Genomic DNA, 18,945 nt, shown 5'->3' on the forward strand with positions numbered 1-18,945 from the left:
CCCGCCTTACAGTCTATAGAAAATATATCATCTTACAAAAACGAAAGCAAAATTGTAAGAGGAGAATCATTCAGAATGCATGTTAATCCAATCGATAGCGCTCGGTCGCATCCTTACCAGCCGTATAGCCTGTTGAGAAAGCGGCGGTTATATTATACCCGCCTGTATACCCGTGCACATCGAGAATTTCACCACAGAAATAAAGGCCTGACATTAACTTCGACTCCATCGTTCTGGGGTCGATTTCTTTGATGTTCACACCGCCGCCTGTTACAAAAGCTTCTTCTATAGAGAGCGTGCCGCTGATCTCAATAGGAAATGCTTTGATGATCTTGGCCATCTCCATCCAAGGTTGCTTGGGAATGTTATCGAAGGTGAGATCGTCCTTTAACTCCGCTTTTTGCAGAATGAGTGGGATCATGCGCTCAGGTAAATAGCCTTTTAGCACATTCTTAATGGCTTTTTTGGCATCGTTCTTTGCAAGCACAAGTGTTTCTGTATAAACCTCATCTGTACTTTTATCAGGCAGCAAATCAATGGTGAGCTTGATGGAAGGTACATGGAATTGCTTCTTGGCTTTAACGACAAACTGGCTGCAACGTAAGGCGATTGGACCTGATATGCCAAAATGGGTGAAGATCATATCTCCTTCATGTTCAATGAGCTTCTTCCCCTTAGGGTTCCAAACAGTTAGCGTAACATTACGAAGAGACAGACCTTGCAGCTCTTTATAACGAATGAAATCCTCATTGGATGTTAGAGGTACTTCTGTTGGATACAGCTCTGTAATGGTGTGTCCGGCCAATTCTGCCCAAGCATAGCCATCACCCGTTGAGCCTGTTTTTGGAACCGATTTTCCGCCAGTTGCAATGATCACGGAAGAGCTCTTGATGGTTTCCCCTGATTTCAGACGGATGCCAACTGTATGTCCATTCTCATATAAGACAGTGTTTACAGGACTGTTTGTTTGGATGGTAACACCGCTATTTTTTATTTTATTGATCAAAGCGTCAACAACTGTTTTGGCCTTGTCCGTAACGGGAAACATTCGCCCGCGGTCTTCTTCCTTGAGCTTAATCCCAAGGTCTTCAAAGAAATTGATGATATCTGTATTACCAAAAGTTGCGAGGCTACTATGAAGAAACCGGCCGTTACCAGGAATGTTCTTAATCAATTCATCGATTTCCTTCGCATTGGTCACATTACAGCGACCACCACCTGAAATTCCAAGCTTGCGACCCAGCCGATCACCCTTATCTATTAGCAGCACTTTAGCGCCATGCGAACTAGCTGCTACACTTGCCATAAGTCCAGCGGTTCCACCGCCAATTACTATTACATCGTAGGACATGTTGTCTCCTTACATTACATCGTTAGTTGTAGTTTTAACCAAAATTAGCTTACTCATATCTATTTGAATCAATTTCATAATTGAAATTGATTCATTTGCCATAATAATCGAGAATAAATGACATAAAGGCCAGTACTTCTTCTGTTTCGGATTGATGGATCATATACGTAGAGGCGATTGGCATCGTTAACTCCGCGGTATATACTTCTAGAACTCTGTCTTCTATTAGTTCTCTTATAACTGTCGAACGTGGGAGGAAGGAGATGCCTAAGCCTTCTTCAATAAACCGTTTGGTAATGTACACTTGGGACACGGTCATCGTTCGGGTACGCGGGTATTTCATCTGGATTTCGTTAAGCAGCCCGTCCCAATATTCCGGATGATTATGCGTTAGAATCAGGTGGTTTTGGAGCAGATTCTCTAGCATAATCGGAGGCTCGCTTTCTAAATCAACCCCGTCGTGAGGAACGACAAGGATGACAGGGTCTTCTTTTAGCTTACGAGTCTCTATACCTTTCTGTGATGCCCGCATACGAGAGAGTCCAATGTCTGCAAATCCATAAGATACCGCTGCACCTATATCAACAGATTCCATGACATCGATCGAGACTTCGATATTCGTGTGATGCTTAAGAAATTTGCGAACGATTAGTGGGAGTGTGCTTGCTGCAATAAGTGGAGATACAGCAATCGTTATTTTGCTCTTATAGCCTTGTCTCCAGCTCTCTAAATCATGAATTCCAGTTTCAAAGTTATCGATCATTGCTTGTGCATAGGGAAGAAAACGTCTTCCAGCGTTAGATAAATAGACATTGCGGCCTCTTCTCTCAAAAAGAGAGATAGCTAATATCTCTTCCAAACGTTTAATGTGCATCGTTACAGTAGGCTGAGCCAGAAATAACTGCTCTGCTGCACGACGGAAATTCTCATGCTGTGCAGTGGATACGAACGTCTTCAACCATTGAATATCCACAAATAGAACCTCCAATTGATAATGATTTATAATCAAAAACAGCGTATTAATTTAATATTCATAACGATTATATTATTGTACACTAAACGAAAGATCATTGAAATGGGGATATACGGATGCCTAAAGTAACAGGACTTGAAGGAGTTGTAGCGGCTGAAACGGAAATTGGCTTAGTTGATGGAGAGAATGGACATCTTATTTATAGAGGATATTGGGCGAAGGATCTTGCTCTAGGATATGACTTTGAAGCGGTTGCTTACTTACTTATGAACGGAACAATGCCAAGTGAGAATGAGCTTGCTACTTTTATCGAGGAGCTTAAACAAAATCGCGAATTACCAGCTTATGTCAAAACAATTATTGATCTCTTGCCAGCTGACATGGAAATGATGAGTGTGATTCGGACAGCTGTCTCCTGCTTAGGAGATAGCTCTTATCAATGGGCACCTACAATTGATCAAGCGAAGCGTATTGTCAGTTTGTTGCCTACCATTATTGCGTATCGATATCATCAATTAAATCAAACTCCTTATATAGCACCTAATTTATCTCTAGGTCATGTTGCGAATTATTTGTATATGCTTACAGGTAAGGAGCCGAACGCGGCTCATGTTAGAGCGCTTAATGCTTACTTCATTCTGACAATGGAGCATGGGATGAATGCAGGTACCTTTACAGCGAGAACCATTATGTCTACGCAATCAGATTTGGTCTCAGCTATCAGTGGTGCGGTTGGGGCGATGAAAGGTCCATTACATGGCGGTGCTCCGTCTGAAGTTATCCATATGTTAAATGACATTGGTACTGCATCGAATGCAGAGGCTTGGATCCGTAACGAACTATCGAGTGGCGGACGTTTAATGGGCTTCGGTCATCGCGTGTACAAAACAAAAGACCCTCGTGCTGTTGCATTACGGGAAGTGACTGAGCAGCTTGTAGGTGAGGATCCTTGGTTTGATTTTGCATTTGAGGTAGAGAATACTGCGATTCGTCTATTGGAAGAATACAAGCCAGGACGCAGATTGTATACGAACGTAGAATTCTATGCAGCAGCTGTACTAAGTGCTGTTGAAATACCAACTGAATTGTTCACAGCTACCTTCACGGCTAGCCGAGTAGTAGGATGGACTTCACATTTGCTAGAGCAAGTATCGATTAATCGCATTTTCCGTCCACAATCAACTTATACTGGGAAAATGCCAAGCTAGAAGAATCGGGTCATTAGCTTCAGAACAATACCTGCCCTCATCACTGTAGAAATACGGTGAATGGGGGTTTTTCTATCTTTTCCATAGCATGCTTGTCCTAGGGTCTTAGATGGACCCCGCCGAAGGTCTAGGTGTAAATACCGTCGCTAGTCCGTTTTGATAAGTTGCCTAAGGGGATAGAATAAAGACATGAACAACGGATAACAAATGAAAGGTGGTGACAAACATGACAATGAATCGAAACGCTGGAATTGCAGTTGCTTTAATCGCTCTTGGAGGAATTATTCTGCTTAACAAGTTTGGATTTTTCTTCGGGCCATTAATGGGGTACATCATCCCGATCATTCTAGTAGCACTTGGCTATTACGGAATTAAAAATGGTAGTAAGTTTGGATGGGTGATCGCAATTATTGGTGGCATTATTCTTTTCGCTAAGCTAACACCACTTTTTGTAATGATCCTTGCAGTAGCGATGATTGTATTCGGAATTAGTCTTCTAAGCAAAAAAACGAGAGTATAATAATTGAATTATAAAATAGAGGTAGGTGGAGTGAGTATCATGAGCATTTTGAAACGGATGAGAGATATAACAATGGCCAATTTGAACGAAAGATTGGAATCAGCAGAAGATCCTGTGCGTATGCTTGATCAATTTCTAGGTGAACAACGCGAGCAATTGAGACAATCCGAGCGATTGCATCAGCAATGTGCGGCCCATGGGTCTTACCTGAGACAACAATACTTAATGGCGCTCGAGACTAAGGAAAAACGTGAGAATCAAGCGATACTTGCACTTAAAGCTGGTGAAGAGCAAATCGCAAGAGTCGTCTTGCAAGAGAAGATGCAAGCAGAAGAGCGTTGTGATCAGTTCCGCGAGCTTTATGAGCAGACGAAGGAATCTTTAGTAGAGCTTGAGCAGCAAATTAACGAGCTTCGTACCGAGTACGAGGAAGCTTCTAGTAAACGCAGCTATTACATAGCTCGCATGGAGTCAGCTAGATTGCAGCAAAGAATGAATGCAAGAATGACTCAGATGGGGTCAGATGGTATTCCAAGAATGTTCACTCGAATTGATGAGCGAGTAACAGATATGGAGCTAGAGGCTAGAAGTTTACGCGATTTACGCCGTAATACGCAGGAAGGAGCCTATTCTTCCGGTAAAAGTCATCCAGCTCTTGAGCAAGAATTAGAAAGTCTGCGCAAGAAGTTGAAGGAGGGAGAGTAGAAATCAATGCAAAAACTATATCGTTCTACACGAGATAAGAAAATTGCCGGCTTATGTGGAGGACTTGCTGAAACATTCAATATTGACCCTACACTACTTCGGTTGGTTGTAGCAGTTGCAGCGGTGTTTTCCGGAGGTACTGTATTCTTCATTTATATCATTGCGTCAATTATCATCCCGAAAGAACCAAGATATAACAATCCATATGATCCTTATTATAGACCTTATGATAATCAGGGTCCTCAGGGTCCACAGGGTCCTCAAGGTTCTGGAAGACCTCAAGGAAATTACAATCCTAACAATCAAGGGCCTTATGGAAATCCCTATAACGGCAGTGGATCAGGTAAGTATTACGGACAGAAGCAAGAACCACAAGGTAGTCCATATCGCTCTGCTTACGAGCCAAGACAAACAGATAGTAATATCGATGAAATGATGAAGGAAGTCGAGAAAAAAGCACTTCAGAAGGAAGTTGAAGAGCTTCGCGCTAGATTAACACAATTTGAAAAAAACAATAATGAACAGAATAAAGGAGATGTTTAATAATGGGAGTATTTAATAGAATTAAAACAATGACGGTTGCATCAATTAATGAGATGCTTGATAAAGTAGAAGATCCAATCGTAATGTTAAATCAATATATTCGTGATATGGAAGAAGAAATTGCTAAAGCAGAACTGACTGTAGCTAGACAAATGGCTAATGAGCGCAAGCTTAAAGGTCAAATGGAAGAATACTTACGTCAAGCTTCTAATCGTGAAGCTAGAGCAGCAGTTGCACTAAAGAATGGCAATGAGCTAGGTGCTCGTCAAGCAATGGAAGAAAAGTTGTACTTCGTAGAGAAGGCAACTGATATCGGTAACATGCACGCACAATCCAGTGCACAAGCGGAAGAATTGAAGGCTCAGCTTCATGAAATGAAGGATGAATTCTACAAATTACGTAATAAACGTAATGAATTAGCTTCCCGTGCACAAATGGCTAAAGCGAAGAAACAAATTGCTCAAACGATGTATAACGGTGTGATCGAAAGTGGCGGCGCATCCCGCGGCTTCGAGCGTATTGAAGAAAAAATCATGCAAATGGAAGCAGAAGCTGATGTAGCTCGTATGCCATACTCAAGCAATGCTTCGTATGGTGGAAATTCAATCGATCCACTTAAGCAATCACGTGTTGATGAGCAGCTTGAACAGCTTAAAGCTAAGTTGAACGGTGAATCAACAAAGGCAAGTGAGTAATAAAATAACCTTGACCAAACTTCTGGTCTGAAAGCTGGCGCCAATCTTTAACTGGCGCCAGCTTTTTTATTTGATAGAGCTATCAAACATCACGTAACTCCGCGCTAAATGGTAGAGCCCGGCATGATTCGGAACTTATTATTCAACATATCCGAACTGTTTCTGCTTGTTTCCAATAATTAATAAGAAAACACCTTTCCCGCTGGGTCATAATAACCATATGATCGATTGGGGGGAAGGTAATGAATAAGCAGATGATCACAATTACATTGCTTTTATTAGGAACTATCATGCTTTTGACAGGATGCCAATATTCAGCCACACCTGCGCCTACACATCTTAATCCGCCTACACAAACCAATAATCAAAGTCCAAACGACGGTTCAAGAGTACTTGCGATAACGCCTGAACCGAGTAAATCACTGGGCTCAACACAAGTAACACCATCGCAGCTTCCTAATCAATTACCATCGACGCCATTTCCTGCTCAGCGACCATCCAAAGTACCACCGCGCCTAGATCAAGCTAACAAACCTACACCTCAACCAAAGAAATTAACAATTCCTAAGGAAGCCAAAGTAAAGCCCCAAAAATCAAATACCAAAATGCATCAAGCTCATCAAGCGCCATCTTCTTCAGCACGTAAAATTGCATACTTAACATTCGATGATGGTCCATCAAGAGTGACGGGACGTGTACTAAATACATTGAAGCACTATAAGGTCAAAGCAACCTTCTTCGTTATCGGTAATGCTTCTCTAGAAGGACGATCCTTATATAAACGCATTGTTACTGAAGGCCATGCGATCGGAAATCATTCATACTCGCACAATTACAAGCAGATCTATCAATCCGTTGCTACATTTGAGCGTGATGTGAATAAATTAAATAATCTACTTGAGCAGACGATTTCTTTTCGACCAGATATTATAAGGTTCCCTGGAGGATCGAACAATACGGTGAGCTATCGCGCGGGTGGACGGAACATCATGAAGAGAATTGCTTCGGAAGTAAGCGATCAGGGTTATCAATATTTTGATTGGAATGTGGATTCATCTGATGCATCTGCAGCAGTGCGCAGCAAAGCACAAATCATTTCGTCAGTAAAACGTGAAGCGGTCGGTCAAGATCGTATCATCGTACTGATGCATGATGCACCGGGCAGAACTTCAACTGCAGACGCCTTACCTGAAATTATTGAATTTCTCATAAGCCAGGGTTATCGATTTGAAAAATTAAATAAAAGCGCGTTTACATGTCAATTTTTACTTCCCTAGTTGAGTATGGTATACCCCATTAGGTATAATGATTCTAATGGGAAGGGGAGTTATTATATTGCCAGATATTGTAGAGCTTGGTCCTTTGATGATCCGAGGAAGTTTGTTGATATTATTACTGTCTTGTTTAGCTGGCTTTGTCCATTTGTACATCAAACTACGTAAATCTTCCTTACAGCAGTCACCAATAGGGGATCTAATTCTAAATGGAATACTAATTGTGATTATGAGTTGGAAATTCGGATCACTTGTATATGAGCCTTCCATGCTATGGAAAGAGCCAATTAAGCTATTAATGGTATCGGGGACAGTTGATATAGCTGTTTTTGGGGGCGTTATTACGGTTGCTTACTGGTCTACTCGATTGCGTAAGCTTGGTATTTCATGGTTAGTTATGCTGGATGCCCTTGCTTATTTAGTGACTGGGGCTACCTTGTTATACAGCTTGTTAACCCCTACATACGGGCTTACTGTCATTAGTATTGCATGTGTTATTTTTCTCTGGTCTGTACAGTTTACAATCGGTGAAGGTAGTGCATCAAGGTATACGTTCATCATACTTGGACTAGGTGGATTATTGGTTAGTCTGTTAACGGAACAGCCAATAGTAGCTGTATTTCTAAGCGGTGACCAAATTGTTTATATCCTTATAGCCTTGCTTGGAATCGCAATCAGTCCTAAGGAAAAGAACTGGATAGACGAATCATGATCCACATATACTAACTCCTGAAAGGAGTTGAGCGATATGGCGGCTAACCGTGGCGGAGATTCAATTGAACAAGAGGAGCAGAAGAAACAGAACAAGTCTCCTCAAGATCACCCAGGCGTTGATAAAAAATTAGATGGACCAAATCGTCCATCGACGTAAGTTTCAACTTTGACTTCACTCTAGAGGGATGTATAATAGTAATTGATAATAATTTTCAAATTACATTCGTACTAAAGGAGTGAAGATAATGGTAATGTCCTTCGATTCATACATGAAAGATATGATCCAACCCATGCGTGATGACTTAACGCGTATTGGCATTAAAGAACTGCTTACACCAGAGCAAGTAACAGAAGTGCTAGATAACTCAAAAGGTACACTTTTGCTTGTTATTAACTCTGTTTGTGGCTGTGCTGCTGGTCAATGTCGCCCAGGTGTTGCCCAAGCACTTCAACACGATGTGACGCCTGACCATTTGTACACTGTGTTCGCGGGTCAAGAGAAAGAAGCAACAGCAAAAGCTCGTGAGTATTTAGCACCATACCCACCGTCATCACCTTCAATCGCTTTGTTCAAAGATGGACAGCTTGTCCACTTCATTCAACGCTATCAGGTTGAAGATCGTTCTGCAGCTATGATTGCAGACGACCTGAAGGGTGCTTTCGACGAGTACTGCAAATAAGACATAAAGAAAACAAGACATAAAGGTAACAAGATAGAAGAATCGTGTAGAAGTATCTGCACGGTTCTTTTTGTTTTAGTTAAGACTGAGATAATTAACTAAACAGAAATTGAATGGTAAATTCGGTAAATGGCTGGATTGAGCAGTTTCTGTTCGTTTAAGGGATTTTATCATGTTATTTTCAATGAATTTTATATTTTCAGAGTAATAACTGGATTTACTCCCGTTATTTAGTGGGGGTTGTTGTTTAATTAGCAATACCATATTGAAATAGATGGAGTATTTCCCTCTGTTCGAATCTATCTTCATTTGCTTGTGAGAACAAAGGGAGAAAATCCTGTTATAACATGCTGCGTTAGCTGAATTTCGCTTTGGATCAGTATATTTAAGCTATGGGGATCAGTATATTTAAGCTGAAATATGGTGTAAACTGCCTGTACCAGAGCGATTGAGCTCATGTTTAAGCTATATCAGCTGCAATGAAAGGGGATGTACCATAAGTAATTTTGGTACATCCCCTGATGTTGACTAGGCTTTCCACACTTCTTGATTAATTAGAGAAGGAGGTAGTTTGCCTGTTATGCCAGCTATTAAATTGTCAGCAGCTAGTTTCTCCATCGCTAGACGAGTGGCAACCGTTGCTGATCCGGCGTGTGGCAGAGTGACGACCTGATCCATGTGGATGAGTGGAGACGTGTTTGGCAACGGTTCTTTTACATAAACATCGAGTCCTGCTGCCGCAATCTGCTTCGTCTCAAGAGCGTGGATTAATGCTTGCTCATCCACAGTACCTCCGCGCGACCCATTAATGAAAATCGCAGTTTCTTTCATTAAGCCAAACTCGCGTGCTCCCATTAGCTTCTCTGTCTCAGGTGAGAGTGGGGTCATAAGGCATACATAGTCTGAACGCATTAATAAGTCGTCTAGTGAACAATATTGTGCAGCTAGCTCAGCTTCAGCTTGTTCGGAGCGGGAACGATTGTGATAGAGAATCGGCATGTTGAATCCGAATTTGGCTCTTCTGGCAATTGCTGATCCAATTCGGCCTAGACCGATCATTCCAACGGTTTTGCCATAAAGATCAGTTCCATACAGCTCTTTGCCGATGCTCTCCGTCCATTTGCCCTCTTTCACAAGGCGATCTAATTGAGGCAATCTACGAGCTGTTGCCATCATAAGCCCAAAGATGAGATCTGCTGTAGTCTCTGTTAACACATCAGGTGTGTTAGTAGCCATAATGCCTCTTCTTGTTAGCTCAGGAATATCAAAATTATCATATCCAACGGAGTAGTTACTGACGATTCTAAGATTTGGCGCTCGATCGAGTAATTCAGCATTTATTTTGAGTCCACTGCCTATAAGCGCGTTCGCTTTAGGTAGGTGTTTAGCAAGCTGCTCTCGAAAGCTACCTAACTTTTTATCAATAATAGCTACTTCTCCAACCTGTCTTAGCTCATTTAATGTACTCTCTTCAAACGATGTATAGACAACGATATATGGTGTAGAACTCACGAAATTCACTCCTTTGGGGGATGATGGTGTTGAGCTTCGGGCAGCTAGGTAATGTGACGTTAAACAAATCGCGAATGTAGAGTACAGTGCGACTGTAGAACAAATCGCGAATGTAGAGTACAGTCGCACTGTAGAAACATCGCGAATGTAGAACATATCGGAGCTGCAGTGCTTGTTATGACGGGAACTTTGTTACTTTTGATTGTACTGGCTGAAATGTTTTGCGGCAAGGCATTTCATAGGACTAGCTTGTTCTTAGTTATCGGACAAGGTGATAGCTCTCGATAATAACTCCAATGCTAATCATTATGCTTGTCATTCGGATGGATAATCGACAGCCCCTCAACATGCTTGCGGTTCATTAGCTTGCGCTTCTTACGATCCTCTTTGGACTCAAATACAATATCCATATCGTATTCTCCTTCTGGATATAGCTCCTTGCGCTCAATATGCAGGGACATGCGCTTCTGATTAATTTTCACTTTCTCCTTCTGGATTTGCACGACAATATTGCCGCGATCATCAGGTGGTCCACATACGATTCCTGTTCTTTTTAACGCATGAATCCATACGCAGTCACCACGCTCGAATATTGGTATAGGTGCTTGTGGAATACGCTTCTGTTTCTCAGATTTAGTGATTTTGTCGCTAGGATCTGGACTGCTTATAACAATAGACTCAAGTGATGAGAAGTCTGTAGGTTGATTCTTATTTGCTACACGATTCGTAATTTGCTTAGAGCGCTCAATAATACTCGGAGAAATTCCGAGCTTAAGTGCGATATAGAAGGCATAGCTATTGCCAGCTTCGCCAATCGTTAGTCGATATAGAGGCTGTAGCGTTTCTAAGTCGAATTCCATGCGTGCATTCTGAAAGCCTGGTGTTACAAGTGCAAATTCTTTGATCTCGTTAAAATGGGTCGTTGCAATTACGGTTGATCCTCGTTTATATAGTTCTTCTAAGACCGCGATGGATAAGCCAATCCCTTCACCTGGATCAGTCCCTGTTGCAAGCTCATCGAGCAGGATTAAAGTCGAGCGATCGGCTTCTTTGAGGATTTCAATTACATTCTTGATATGTGCAGAAAAGGTGCTGAGCGATTGCTCCATACTCTGTCCGTCCCCGATATCGACTAGAATTCTCGTATAAACATGAAATAAACTTCCTTCTTGAACAGGCACGAGAAGACCCGATTGAACCATTAATGTAAGCAAGCCAACTGTTTTGAGACTGACGGTTTTTCCTCCCGTATTCGGCCCGGTAATAATAAGCGCGCTATATCCTTCGCCAATGCTGAACGTTAAAGGAACCGTATTCGTGGATAAAAGGGGATGTCGTCCCTGGATAATTCGAATCACACCCTTGTTATTTAACTCAACCATTCGTCCACCGATGGAATGACCATATTTAGCTTTGGCAAATAAGAAGTCGTAATAACCAATTGTTTCTAAGTTGATTCTGATTTCATGCGCGTATTGTTCGGTTAGATCGGTCAACCCACTTAAGATACGAGCTTCTTCACGAGCCTCGTCATGTCGGTATTCGGATAGTTCATAGTGCAGAGCAGCAATATCGGAAGGCTCGATGAACACGGTTTGCCCGCTTGATGATTCATCTAAGACAGTACCTGCTACAAATTTCCGGTATTCTTTCTTAACAGGTATCACGTATCGATCGTTTCGCATGCTCACGACCTGTTCTTGAAGGTAAGACTTGTATTTATTCATGGTGCTTTCTAATTTTTTGCGGATGCGACTATCTGTGACGGTAATTTTCTTGCGAGTTTTGGCTAGTTCATTGCTTGCTTCGTCCATGATCTGCCCGTTCCGAATACAGCGGTTAATCTCACTGTTTAAATCCTTCATGTCATACAGTGACTGGGCGTACGTGCACACGACTCCCGCAATCGATTCTTTCCCCCGCATATAACGTTTCAACTGACCTGTACTTTCTAACAGTTTGGCGATGTGACCTAATTCATTCTCGGTAAAAATATACCCTTTGCCAAATTTATTGACGATCATTTCAATCCCTTCCAGCGATGGAATTGGAACGCTTGCGCCATGCTCAATTAGTTTCACCGCTTCGTGCGTTTCATTCAGCATATTCTCGATAACAGACAGGTTGGTCTGTGGCTCTAGCTGGTCGATATGCTTCTTTCCTAAATAAGACATTGCATAACTTAATAGTCTTTCTTTGACTTTTTCAAATTCGAGTTGTTTGATTACTTGGGGATTCATGGTTTAGGAGCCTCCTTAGATTATAAATAAACAAAAAGGCAGAAAATGAACATATATCCAGATGTAACGGCGACTTGTAAAATCAACCGAATGACATATGGATTTAGGCTCATCTTCTGCCTGTAGGCTTAATCAGAGAAAAGTTCTGATTAACCAAAAAAAGCCGTGCTAAAAGAAGCACGGCCTAAGTCTTATAACTGGCGTTAGGGATGTCCGATGTTCTTAACTAATTTCAAGCAATTAGGAAATAAGCAACAATATAGCCGGCCTTACAGGGCGGTACTTGTTCCTTGAAATTATTTAGAGAAGGGATATTGTGATTAACAAATAAACCTACCTAAATGGCAGATTTTCTCTAAATAATGCATGATCCAATTGCTAAATATGAAATTGATTAGTTAAGAGTAACCGCAGACATTAAAATGCCCCCTAAGGTAAAAGTATGATAAGAAACGACTTCGCGTATTCGTCAGCGAAACCGCTTCTAATTGCATAATAGGTCGAAATCAGATAAATGTCAATTAGTAAGAGCACATGAATTCGCCCTTTGTAAAAACAATGCGTTTATGCCTATACTAAGCTTATAGGTAAAAAATTATCGGATCGAAATAGGAGGGGCATATTGATGAGCCTGCAACAAGAAATTATTGCTAAACTTGGTGTACAACCAACCATCGATGTGGATCAAGAGATTCGCAAACGAGTAGATTTTCTGAAGGATTATATACTTAAGTCTGGGGTCAAAGGTCTATTGATCGCCATCTCAGGCGGTATCGATTCTGCTGTAGTGACTGGCTTGTGTAAACAGGCGACTGATGAACTTACAGAAGAAAAGGGAACGGAATATATAACAGTAGGTGTATTCCAGCCTTATGGCGTGCAAGAGGATATCGAGCATAGCTATGCAACTGCTAATGCTTTCAATTTAAAGCATCAGGTAGAGACGAATATTGAAGAAGCAGTAGATGAAATGGCGATTGGAACCGAATATGCAATGAAGCAAATGGGTGTTCATAAGCATATCAGTCGTGCAGGCAAAGGTAATATTAAGGCACGTACTCGAATGGTTGTACAATATGCACTTGCATTTGACTTGAATTTGCTTGTTGTTGGAACGGATCACGCTTCCGAAGCAATTACGGGCTTCTATACCAAGTGGGGCGATGGTGCTGTAGATATTACTCCGCTTAGTTCGCTTAATAAGCGTCAAGTGCGTCAGCTAGCAGCTAAGCTTGGCGTTCCACAGAGTGTGATCGACAAGGCTCCGACAGCAGGATTATGGGATGGGCAGACGGATGAAGCTGAGCTAGGAATTACCTATGAGGATAACAGTGATTATTTAGAAGGTAAGACGATATCAGATGAAGCTAGGGAAAAGCTTGAGAAGCAATATTTAAAAACAGAGCACAAGCGTTCACTGATTCCTGGTATTTAAGTTTTATTTGAAATTAGATAAAATATGTCTTAATAAATTTGAAATTTAGTGAGCTTAAGGGGTATCCCATACGTAGAAATTCTACGTTAGGATACCCCTTATTTGTTTATGTTTGCTTGTAATTTTGTAACGCAATGACGGCATTATGTCCTCCAAAGCCAAAGGAGTTAGATATACCAATTTGCAAGTTAGCCTTACGTGCTTGATTCGGTACATAATCTAAGTCGCACAAGGGATCGGACTGTTCTTGATTGATGGTAGGGGGAATAATTCCTTCATTCATGGATTTAATTAATGCGATTGCTTCGGCACCACCGGATGCTCCTAGCATATGTCCAAGCATTGATTTATTGGCGGTAATCGGAATTTGGCTTGCATTAGCACCGAATAGTCGCTTGATAGCTTGTGTTTCGGATCGATCACCTAGCTCTGTGCTTGTAGCGTGAGCACTAATGATATCAACCTGCTCCGGAGAGATGCCAGCATCATGAATAGCTAATCTCATCGCTTGATAAGCCCCATTGCCTTCTGGGTGAGTAGCTACCATATGATATGCATCTGAGCTAGCGCCATAGCCAATAACTTCGGCATATATTCTAGCATTTCTACTACGTGCATGTGCTTCAGATTCAAGAACTAAGATGCCTGCTCCTTCAGCCATGACAAAGCCATCTCGTCCTGCGTCAAAGGGACGACTTGCCTCTCTTGGAGTATCATTACGGGTTGATAGAGCAGTTGCATTCCCAAAGCTGGCTAATGATAACTCGGTTATAGCAGCTTCTGTTCCGCCGGCTAGAATAAGGTCTGCTCCACCAGATCGAATGAGTCGAAATGCTTCACCAATAGCCGTATTACCAATTGAACATGCTGTAACAGGAGACAAAGTAGGGCCTAATGCGCCTAATTTGATGCTGATCAACGCCGCTGCCATATTGGATATGATCGTAGGTACTAGAAAAGGACTCACCCGTTCAGGCCCGCGTTCTCGTAGAATTGCCTCTTGCTCAATTAAGGTTTGGATGCCGCCAATACCTGAACCGACATACACGCCAAGTCGTTCTCGATCTATTGTTGCGACATCAAGTCCCGCATCTACATAAGCCTGCTCCGCGGCTGCTAGAGCAAATTGACAGAAGCGATCGATACGCCGTGCTTCCTTGCGTCCAAACCGGGCATCAGCATCAAAATCGCGTACAATACCAGCTATTCGTGACTTGAATCGTGATGTATCAAATGCTTCTATGACTGAAATTCCGGATTCTCCCCGGATTAAATGATCCCACATGGTGTCCACATCATGACCGAGTGGAGAAATAACACCCATCCCTGTAACTACAACTCTGTTCATAGACAATACCTCCTTGGTCTTACTTAGATGTATTTTTTCACAAGAATTATCATATTACAAGTTGTTGTTTATCCTAGTATAATGAGTACCATAGTAGTTGTTAGGCAAAGGTGGAATGAGGATGAATCATCAATCGAGACTTCAGGTATTATCGGAGTTTTTGAAAACACAGCGTGCTAAAGTTATGCCACAGTCGGTTGGTTTACCTGTAGGAAATCGCAGGCGGACGCCAGGTCTTAGAAGAGAAGAGGTTGCGCAACTAGCTGGTGTTAGTACCACTTGGTACACTTGGCTTGAACAAGGAAGAGATATCAAGGTGTCGGCTTCTGTTCTAGATTGCGTGGCAAAAGCCTTGCAATTGACCATAGATGAACGAAAACATCTGTATGCTTTGGCGCTTGAAGGAGGGGCAGGGGCAGGAGCAAGTGCAAATTTCATTCATGAAGAACAGTTACAGATCAGTCCTCCTCTACAACGAATATTACAAGAACTGCGATATTGTCCTACGATTATTTCGGACCGAAGATGTCAGATCGTCGGTTTTAATCAAGCGGCTGCTCATGTTTTTATGGACTTTCATCAAATACCAGTAGAACAGCGGAATATGATTCGGTTGTTGTTTACGAGAAAAGAATTTCGGAGCTTGGCTGTTAATTGGGAGCATTTTGTAAAAGGATTTCTATCGATTTTCCGTGCTTATTATGGGCAATATCTGGACGACCCTTGGTATGATCAATTTATAGGGGAGATGAAAGAGGCTCATCCTGCTTTTACGGATTTGTGGAATCAGAGTCAGGTAAGCTCTGCTCCAGAGGTTGAGATTGAATTCAGGCATTCCAAAGCTGGGAAGATGCTTTACCATTTAACGTCCTTGCAGGTTCAAGGGAATGCTGATTTACGATGTAGTGTGTATACACCCGCACCAGATTCCGCGACAGAAGTGAAGTTGATTAAATTGATGGAGTCGCAGAACACGGATGGTGATCCTGATTAGATTAAATGTTAAAGGGACCCTCTCTCAAGTCAGATTTGCTCTGACTTGAGAAAGGGTCCTGGTAGGGATTATTTCTATATAACAGGCTCTTCGCCGTATGATTCACTGAACAGTTGAGTAAGTAAACGCTCTGCAGCGGTTTCAGGTGATAATAGCTCACCAGATTCTTTTAATTGAATAAACTTGTCTACATCCTTGAAATCATCGGCAGTTGTTGAGCGAATTTGCTGCTGCATATCGGTATCTATAACACCTGGACGGATCGAAACAATTCGAACTCTATTCTCCGTCTCGAGCTGTTCCAAGGCAACGCAGCGGGTAAAATGATCAACCGCAGCTTTGGCAGCACAATAAGTACTCCAGCCGTAATAGGCATTGCGTCCTGCTCCAGATGAGATGTTCAAAATTCGTTTATCAATTGCTAAGTGCTGGGACCATTTCATGAAATTAGCGGAAAGAATAATCGGAGCAATAGCATTAATCTTCATGCTCATGTCGATTACTTCTCCATTCGATTTATGTGCAGGTTCGATGGGCTGAACAGTTCCTGCGTTATTGATGAGGTAGGCACCTGTTAACTCACCTTTTTGGATCCTATTCAATATACGTGCAGACAGGGCATCGATATGCTCTGTAACAGATAGGTCGAATTCAACATATTCCAGCTTGACCCCTGCTTCTTGTGCTTCTGCAATTAGCTTGGTGTTCTTGTGTCTAGATATGCAAATAAGCATATGTTCCGGTTTAAACAATTGTCTGACTATGGCTTCACCAAGTCCTCGAGATGTACCGGTAATGATAAAACACTTCATAGTTTTCTTTTCCCCTTTTGTTTGAAACAGGAATCATGCAATAAAGCAAGCTTATCTTTATATGTATGTATGCGTACAAATGTACGTATATCCATTGTATCATGACTATTGATAATTTCCAATAACTTCAATATAGGATAGAATTAGTGGTGCTCACATGGGCTTTACTTGATCTTTCATCCGTTTTACGTAATGATAATGTTTATATTGTAAGGTGCTGTAAGGAGGCGGACTTCAGTTTATGATCATAGGTATAGGTACGGATTTATTAGAAATTGAACGGATAGAGCGTATCATGACAGGTCCGTCGGCTGATCGGTTTATGCAGCGTTTATTAACTGAAACAGAGCAGGAACAAGCACATGAACGGCAAGGCAGACTGACCGAATTTATTGCAGGTCGCTTTACTGCCAAAGAAGCGGTTGCCAAAGCCCTAGGCTGTGGCATTGGAAGTAGCCTCTCTTTACAGGATATTGAAATCACCTATGAATTATCCGGCAAACCTATCTGTCGAGTGACGGATCAATCGCTTAAGCGGCTCAGGCTAGCTTCTTCTATTCGTATCCATCTAAGCATTACACATACGAGTAGTTTAGCAGCTGCTTATGTGATTGTTGAAGAGGCAGTACAGGATTAAGAGCAGCAAAGCACAGTAAAGTGAAGTAACATTATAAATAATTTTAATTTGAATGGTTATAGAAGGAAAGGAAACTCATGACAGACAATGAATTAGCAAGACAAAAACAGTTTTTCTCCAAGCATCTACTTGAATGGTATCGTACGTATAAAAGAGATCTACCTTGGCGCCAAAATAAAGACCCTTACCGAATATGGGTATCTGAAGTGATGCTTCAGCAGACACGTGTAGATACGGTGATACCTTATTGGCATCGTTTCTTGGACAAGTTCCCAACCGTTAAGGCATTAGCGGAAGCACCTGAGGAAGAGGTTCTTAAGGCATGGGAAGGGTTAGGCTATTATTCGCGTGCACGCAACTTACAATCTGCTGTAAGAGAAGTGCATGAAAGCTATGGGGGTATCGTGCCAGACGTTAAGGAAGAAATTTCTTCACTTAAAGGCGTTGGCCCTTATACAGCAGGAGCGGTGCTTAGTATTGCCTATAATAAACCAGAGCCAGCAGTAGACGGTAACGTCATGCGAGTGCTCTCCAGATATTTCTGCATAGAAGATGATATTGCTAAGCCTGCGACTCGCCCCAAGATGGAGAAGCTCGCACAAGAGCTAATCCCGCAAGGAGCTGCGGGTGATTTCAACCAAGCGCTCATGGAGCTTGGCGCTTTGGTGTGTACGCCGCGTTCGCCGCAATGTCTGACGTGTCCCGTCATGGAGCACTGCGCGGCGCGTCTTAACGGGAAGGAAGCTGAGCTTCCCGTTAAGACCAAAGCTAAGCCGCCGCGCCCTGAACGGCGGCTCGTCGCCCTGGTCGAAGGCCAGGGCGAGCATGCGGGCAAGCTGCTGATTCGTCAGCGCCCGCAGGAGGGGCTGCTTGCGCGCATGTGGGAGCTGCCACATGCGCTCATCTCTGAAGGGTCCGCTTTACCTAAGCGCGGACCTGGTAGAGCCAAGGCTGCTGCAGTCGCACCTGATGCAGCAGCAGCTAAGATCGAGCAAGCATGGCTTCGCGGCACGCTTGCACAGGAAGAGCATATCCACGTAAGCCCCGTGGATTGGTTTATGAACACAGACCATGTGTTCTCGCACATCCACTGGTTGCTTAACGTGTACCGATGCGAGATGGAAAGCGGGCTAGCCTTGCCTGATCTTCTTCCTTACCACTATCGGTGGATCGGACAGGATGAGCTGGAGCAATATGCATTTCCGAATGTATTTATCCGAATTATGGATGCGTATTTCCGCCAATAAATATCATGGACAAGTTATAATAAAAAAAGCGGAACGAGGGATTTCCTCGTTCCGCTT

Annotated in this window: 19 protein-coding genes; 13 read left to right on the forward strand and 6 right to left on the reverse strand. The window is 42.4% G+C overall.

Annotated elements, in window-relative coordinates:
- Positions 1 to 82 precede the first annotated feature (82 nt).
- Both AC1DOK_RS13790 and AC1DOK_RS13795 read right to left on the reverse strand, forming a co-directional pair.
- Positions 83 to 1,351, reverse strand: coding sequence for a BaiN/RdsA family NAD(P)/FAD-dependent oxidoreductase (locus AC1DOK_RS13790; protein ID WP_477554860.1), 1,269 nt, complete (start codon positions 1,349 to 1,351; stop codon positions 83 to 85).
- 91 nt (positions 1,352 to 1,442) lie between these two features.
- Complete coding sequence (locus AC1DOK_RS13795) at positions 1,443 to 2,324, reverse strand: LysR family transcriptional regulator (RefSeq protein ID WP_477554861.1); 882 nt, start codon at positions 2,322 to 2,324, stop codon at positions 1,443 to 1,445.
- 116 nt (positions 2,325 to 2,440) lie between these two features.
- Between AC1DOK_RS13795 and AC1DOK_RS13800 the strand changes: the two genes are divergently transcribed.
- The 9 genes from AC1DOK_RS13800 (at position 2,441) to AC1DOK_RS13840 (ending at position 8,663) form a co-directional block, all read left to right on the forward strand.
- Positions 2,441 to 3,532, forward strand: a complete 1,092-nt coding sequence (locus tag AC1DOK_RS13800) for a citrate synthase/methylcitrate synthase (RefSeq protein ID WP_477554862.1) — start codon at positions 2,441 to 2,443, stop codon at positions 3,530 to 3,532.
- A 226-nt stretch (positions 3,533 to 3,758) separates the two neighbouring features.
- Complete coding sequence (locus AC1DOK_RS13805; RefSeq protein ID WP_477554863.1) at positions 3,759 to 4,052, forward strand: LiaF transmembrane domain-containing protein; 294 nt, start codon at positions 3,759 to 3,761, stop codon at positions 4,050 to 4,052.
- Positions 4,053 to 4,091: 39 nt separating this feature from the next.
- On the forward strand, positions 4,092 to 4,757 hold the full coding sequence (locus AC1DOK_RS13810; RefSeq protein ID WP_477554864.1) for a PspA/IM30 family protein: 666 nt from the start codon (positions 4,092 to 4,094) through the stop codon (positions 4,755 to 4,757).
- 6 nt (positions 4,758 to 4,763) lie between these two features.
- Entirely contained in the window at positions 4,764 to 5,300 is a 537-nt protein-coding gene (locus AC1DOK_RS13815; RefSeq protein WP_477554865.1) for a PspC domain-containing protein, read from the forward strand.
- 2 nt (positions 5,301 to 5,302) lie between these two features.
- Complete coding sequence (locus AC1DOK_RS13820) at positions 5,303 to 5,995, forward strand: PspA/IM30 family protein (RefSeq protein ID WP_477554866.1); 693 nt, start codon at positions 5,303 to 5,305, stop codon at positions 5,993 to 5,995.
- Between the two features lie 242 nt (positions 5,996 to 6,237).
- Positions 6,238 to 7,272, forward strand: coding sequence for a polysaccharide deacetylase family protein (locus tag AC1DOK_RS13825; RefSeq protein ID WP_477554867.1), 1,035 nt, complete (start codon positions 6,238 to 6,240; stop codon positions 7,270 to 7,272).
- 58 nt (positions 7,273 to 7,330) lie between these two features.
- Positions 7,331 to 7,981: a hypothetical protein gene (locus AC1DOK_RS13830; RefSeq protein WP_477554868.1), complete on the forward strand. Its 651-nt coding sequence runs from the start codon at positions 7,331 to 7,333 to the stop codon at positions 7,979 to 7,981.
- Positions 7,982 to 8,017: 36 nt separating this feature from the next.
- Positions 8,018 to 8,140 (forward strand): hypothetical protein, encoded by a 123-nt coding sequence (locus tag AC1DOK_RS13835; RefSeq protein WP_477554869.1) that lies wholly within the window; start codon positions 8,018 to 8,020, stop codon positions 8,138 to 8,140.
- A gap of 88 nt (positions 8,141 to 8,228) precedes the next feature.
- A complete protein-coding gene (locus AC1DOK_RS13840; protein WP_477554870.1) occupies positions 8,229 to 8,663 on the forward strand; it encodes a BrxA/BrxB family bacilliredoxin in 435 nt (144 codons plus the stop codon).
- A 528-nt stretch (positions 8,664 to 9,191) separates the two neighbouring features.
- On the opposite strand, the gene AC1DOK_RS13845 is transcribed toward AC1DOK_RS13840, so the two are convergent.
- On the reverse strand, positions 9,192 to 10,175 hold the full coding sequence (locus AC1DOK_RS13845) for a 2-hydroxyacid dehydrogenase (RefSeq protein ID WP_477554871.1): 984 nt from the start codon (positions 10,173 to 10,175) through the stop codon (positions 9,192 to 9,194).
- A gap of 299 nt (positions 10,176 to 10,474) precedes the next feature.
- Positions 10,475 to 12,415: an endonuclease MutS2 gene (locus AC1DOK_RS13850; protein ID WP_477554872.1), complete on the reverse strand. Its 1,941-nt coding sequence runs from the start codon at positions 12,413 to 12,415 to the stop codon at positions 10,475 to 10,477.
- Between the two features lie 625 nt (positions 12,416 to 13,040).
- Between AC1DOK_RS13850 and nadE the strand changes: the two genes are divergently transcribed.
- A complete protein-coding gene (gene nadE, locus AC1DOK_RS13855) occupies positions 13,041 to 13,850 on the forward strand; it encodes an ammonia-dependent NAD(+) synthetase (RefSeq protein WP_477554873.1) in 810 nt (269 codons plus the stop codon).
- A gap of 106 nt (positions 13,851 to 13,956) precedes the next feature.
- On the opposite strand, the gene fabF is transcribed toward nadE, so the two are convergent.
- Positions 13,957 to 15,198, reverse strand: a complete 1,242-nt coding sequence (gene fabF / locus AC1DOK_RS13860) for a beta-ketoacyl-ACP synthase II (RefSeq protein WP_477554874.1) — start codon at positions 15,196 to 15,198, stop codon at positions 13,957 to 13,959.
- 121 nt (positions 15,199 to 15,319) lie between these two features.
- On the opposite strand from fabF, the gene AC1DOK_RS13865 reads away from it, so the two are divergent.
- Positions 15,320 to 16,192: a helix-turn-helix transcriptional regulator gene (locus AC1DOK_RS13865; protein ID WP_477554875.1), complete on the forward strand. Its 873-nt coding sequence runs from the start codon at positions 15,320 to 15,322 to the stop codon at positions 16,190 to 16,192.
- 74 nt (positions 16,193 to 16,266) lie between these two features.
- Here the strand turns inward: AC1DOK_RS13865 and AC1DOK_RS13870 are convergent, their stop codons facing one another.
- Complete coding sequence (locus AC1DOK_RS13870; RefSeq protein WP_477554876.1) at positions 16,267 to 17,004, reverse strand: (S)-benzoin forming benzil reductase; 738 nt, start codon at positions 17,002 to 17,004, stop codon at positions 16,267 to 16,269.
- 241 nt (positions 17,005 to 17,245) lie between these two features.
- Here AC1DOK_RS13870 and acpS point away from each other — a divergent pair, with 241 nt between their 5' ends.
- Positions 17,246 to 17,641 carry a holo-ACP synthase gene (acpS, locus tag AC1DOK_RS13875; RefSeq protein ID WP_477554877.1) on the forward strand — a complete coding sequence of 132 codons (396 nt, stop codon included), beginning with the start codon at positions 17,246 to 17,248 and terminating at the stop codon, positions 17,639 to 17,641.
- 77 nt (positions 17,642 to 17,718) lie between these two features.
- A complete protein-coding gene (mutY, locus tag AC1DOK_RS13880; RefSeq protein WP_477554878.1) occupies positions 17,719 to 18,888 on the forward strand; it encodes an A/G-specific adenine glycosylase in 1,170 nt (389 codons plus the stop codon).
- The last annotated feature ends 57 nt before the right edge of the window (positions 18,889 to 18,945 follow it).

Source organism: Paenibacillus sp. P5_B5, from assembly GCF_056400365.1.

Excerpts from the sequence above, each read along its gene's own strand:
- AC1DOK_RS13835 (WP_477554869.1), top strand. The coding sequence starts at position 8,018 with ATGGCGGCTAACCGTGGCGGAGATTCAATTGAACAAGAGGAGCAGAAG.
- AC1DOK_RS13815 (WP_477554865.1), top strand. The coding sequence starts at position 4,764 with ATGCAAAAACTATATCGTTCTACACGAGATAAGAAAATTGCCGGCTTA.
- AC1DOK_RS13805 (WP_477554863.1), top strand. The coding sequence starts at position 3,759 with ATGACAATGAATCGAAACGCTGGAATTGCAGTTGCTTTAATCGCTCTT.
- AC1DOK_RS13850 (WP_477554872.1), bottom strand. The coding sequence starts at position 12,415 with ATGAATCCCCAAGTAATCAAACAACTCGAATTTGAAAAAGTCAAAGAA.
- AC1DOK_RS13820 (WP_477554866.1), top strand. The coding sequence starts at position 5,303 with ATGGGAGTATTTAATAGAATTAAAACAATGACGGTTGCATCAATTAAT.
- mutY (WP_477554878.1), top strand. The coding sequence starts at position 17,719 with ATGACAGACAATGAATTAGCAAGACAAAAACAGTTTTTCTCCAAGCAT.
- AC1DOK_RS13870 (WP_477554876.1), bottom strand. The coding sequence starts at position 17,004 with ATGAAGTGTTTTATCATTACCGGTACATCTCGAGGACTTGGTGAAGCC.
- AC1DOK_RS13865 (WP_477554875.1), top strand. The coding sequence starts at position 15,320 with ATGAATCATCAATCGAGACTTCAGGTATTATCGGAGTTTTTGAAAACA.
- AC1DOK_RS13810 (WP_477554864.1), top strand. The coding sequence starts at position 4,092 with ATGAGCATTTTGAAACGGATGAGAGATATAACAATGGCCAATTTGAAC.
- AC1DOK_RS13840 (WP_477554870.1), top strand. The coding sequence starts at position 8,229 with ATGGTAATGTCCTTCGATTCATACATGAAAGATATGATCCAACCCATG.
- nadE (WP_477554873.1), top strand. The coding sequence starts at position 13,041 with ATGAGCCTGCAACAAGAAATTATTGCTAAACTTGGTGTACAACCAACC.
- AC1DOK_RS13825 (WP_477554867.1), top strand. The coding sequence starts at position 6,238 with ATGAATAAGCAGATGATCACAATTACATTGCTTTTATTAGGAACTATC.
- acpS (WP_477554877.1), top strand. The coding sequence starts at position 17,246 with ATGATCATAGGTATAGGTACGGATTTATTAGAAATTGAACGGATAGAG.
- fabF (WP_477554874.1), bottom strand. The coding sequence starts at position 15,198 with ATGAACAGAGTTGTAGTTACAGGGATGGGTGTTATTTCTCCACTCGGT.
- AC1DOK_RS13790 (WP_477554860.1), bottom strand. The coding sequence starts at position 1,351 with ATGTCCTACGATGTAATAGTAATTGGCGGTGGAACCGCTGGACTTATG.
- AC1DOK_RS13800 (WP_477554862.1), top strand. The coding sequence starts at position 2,441 with ATGCCTAAAGTAACAGGACTTGAAGGAGTTGTAGCGGCTGAAACGGAA.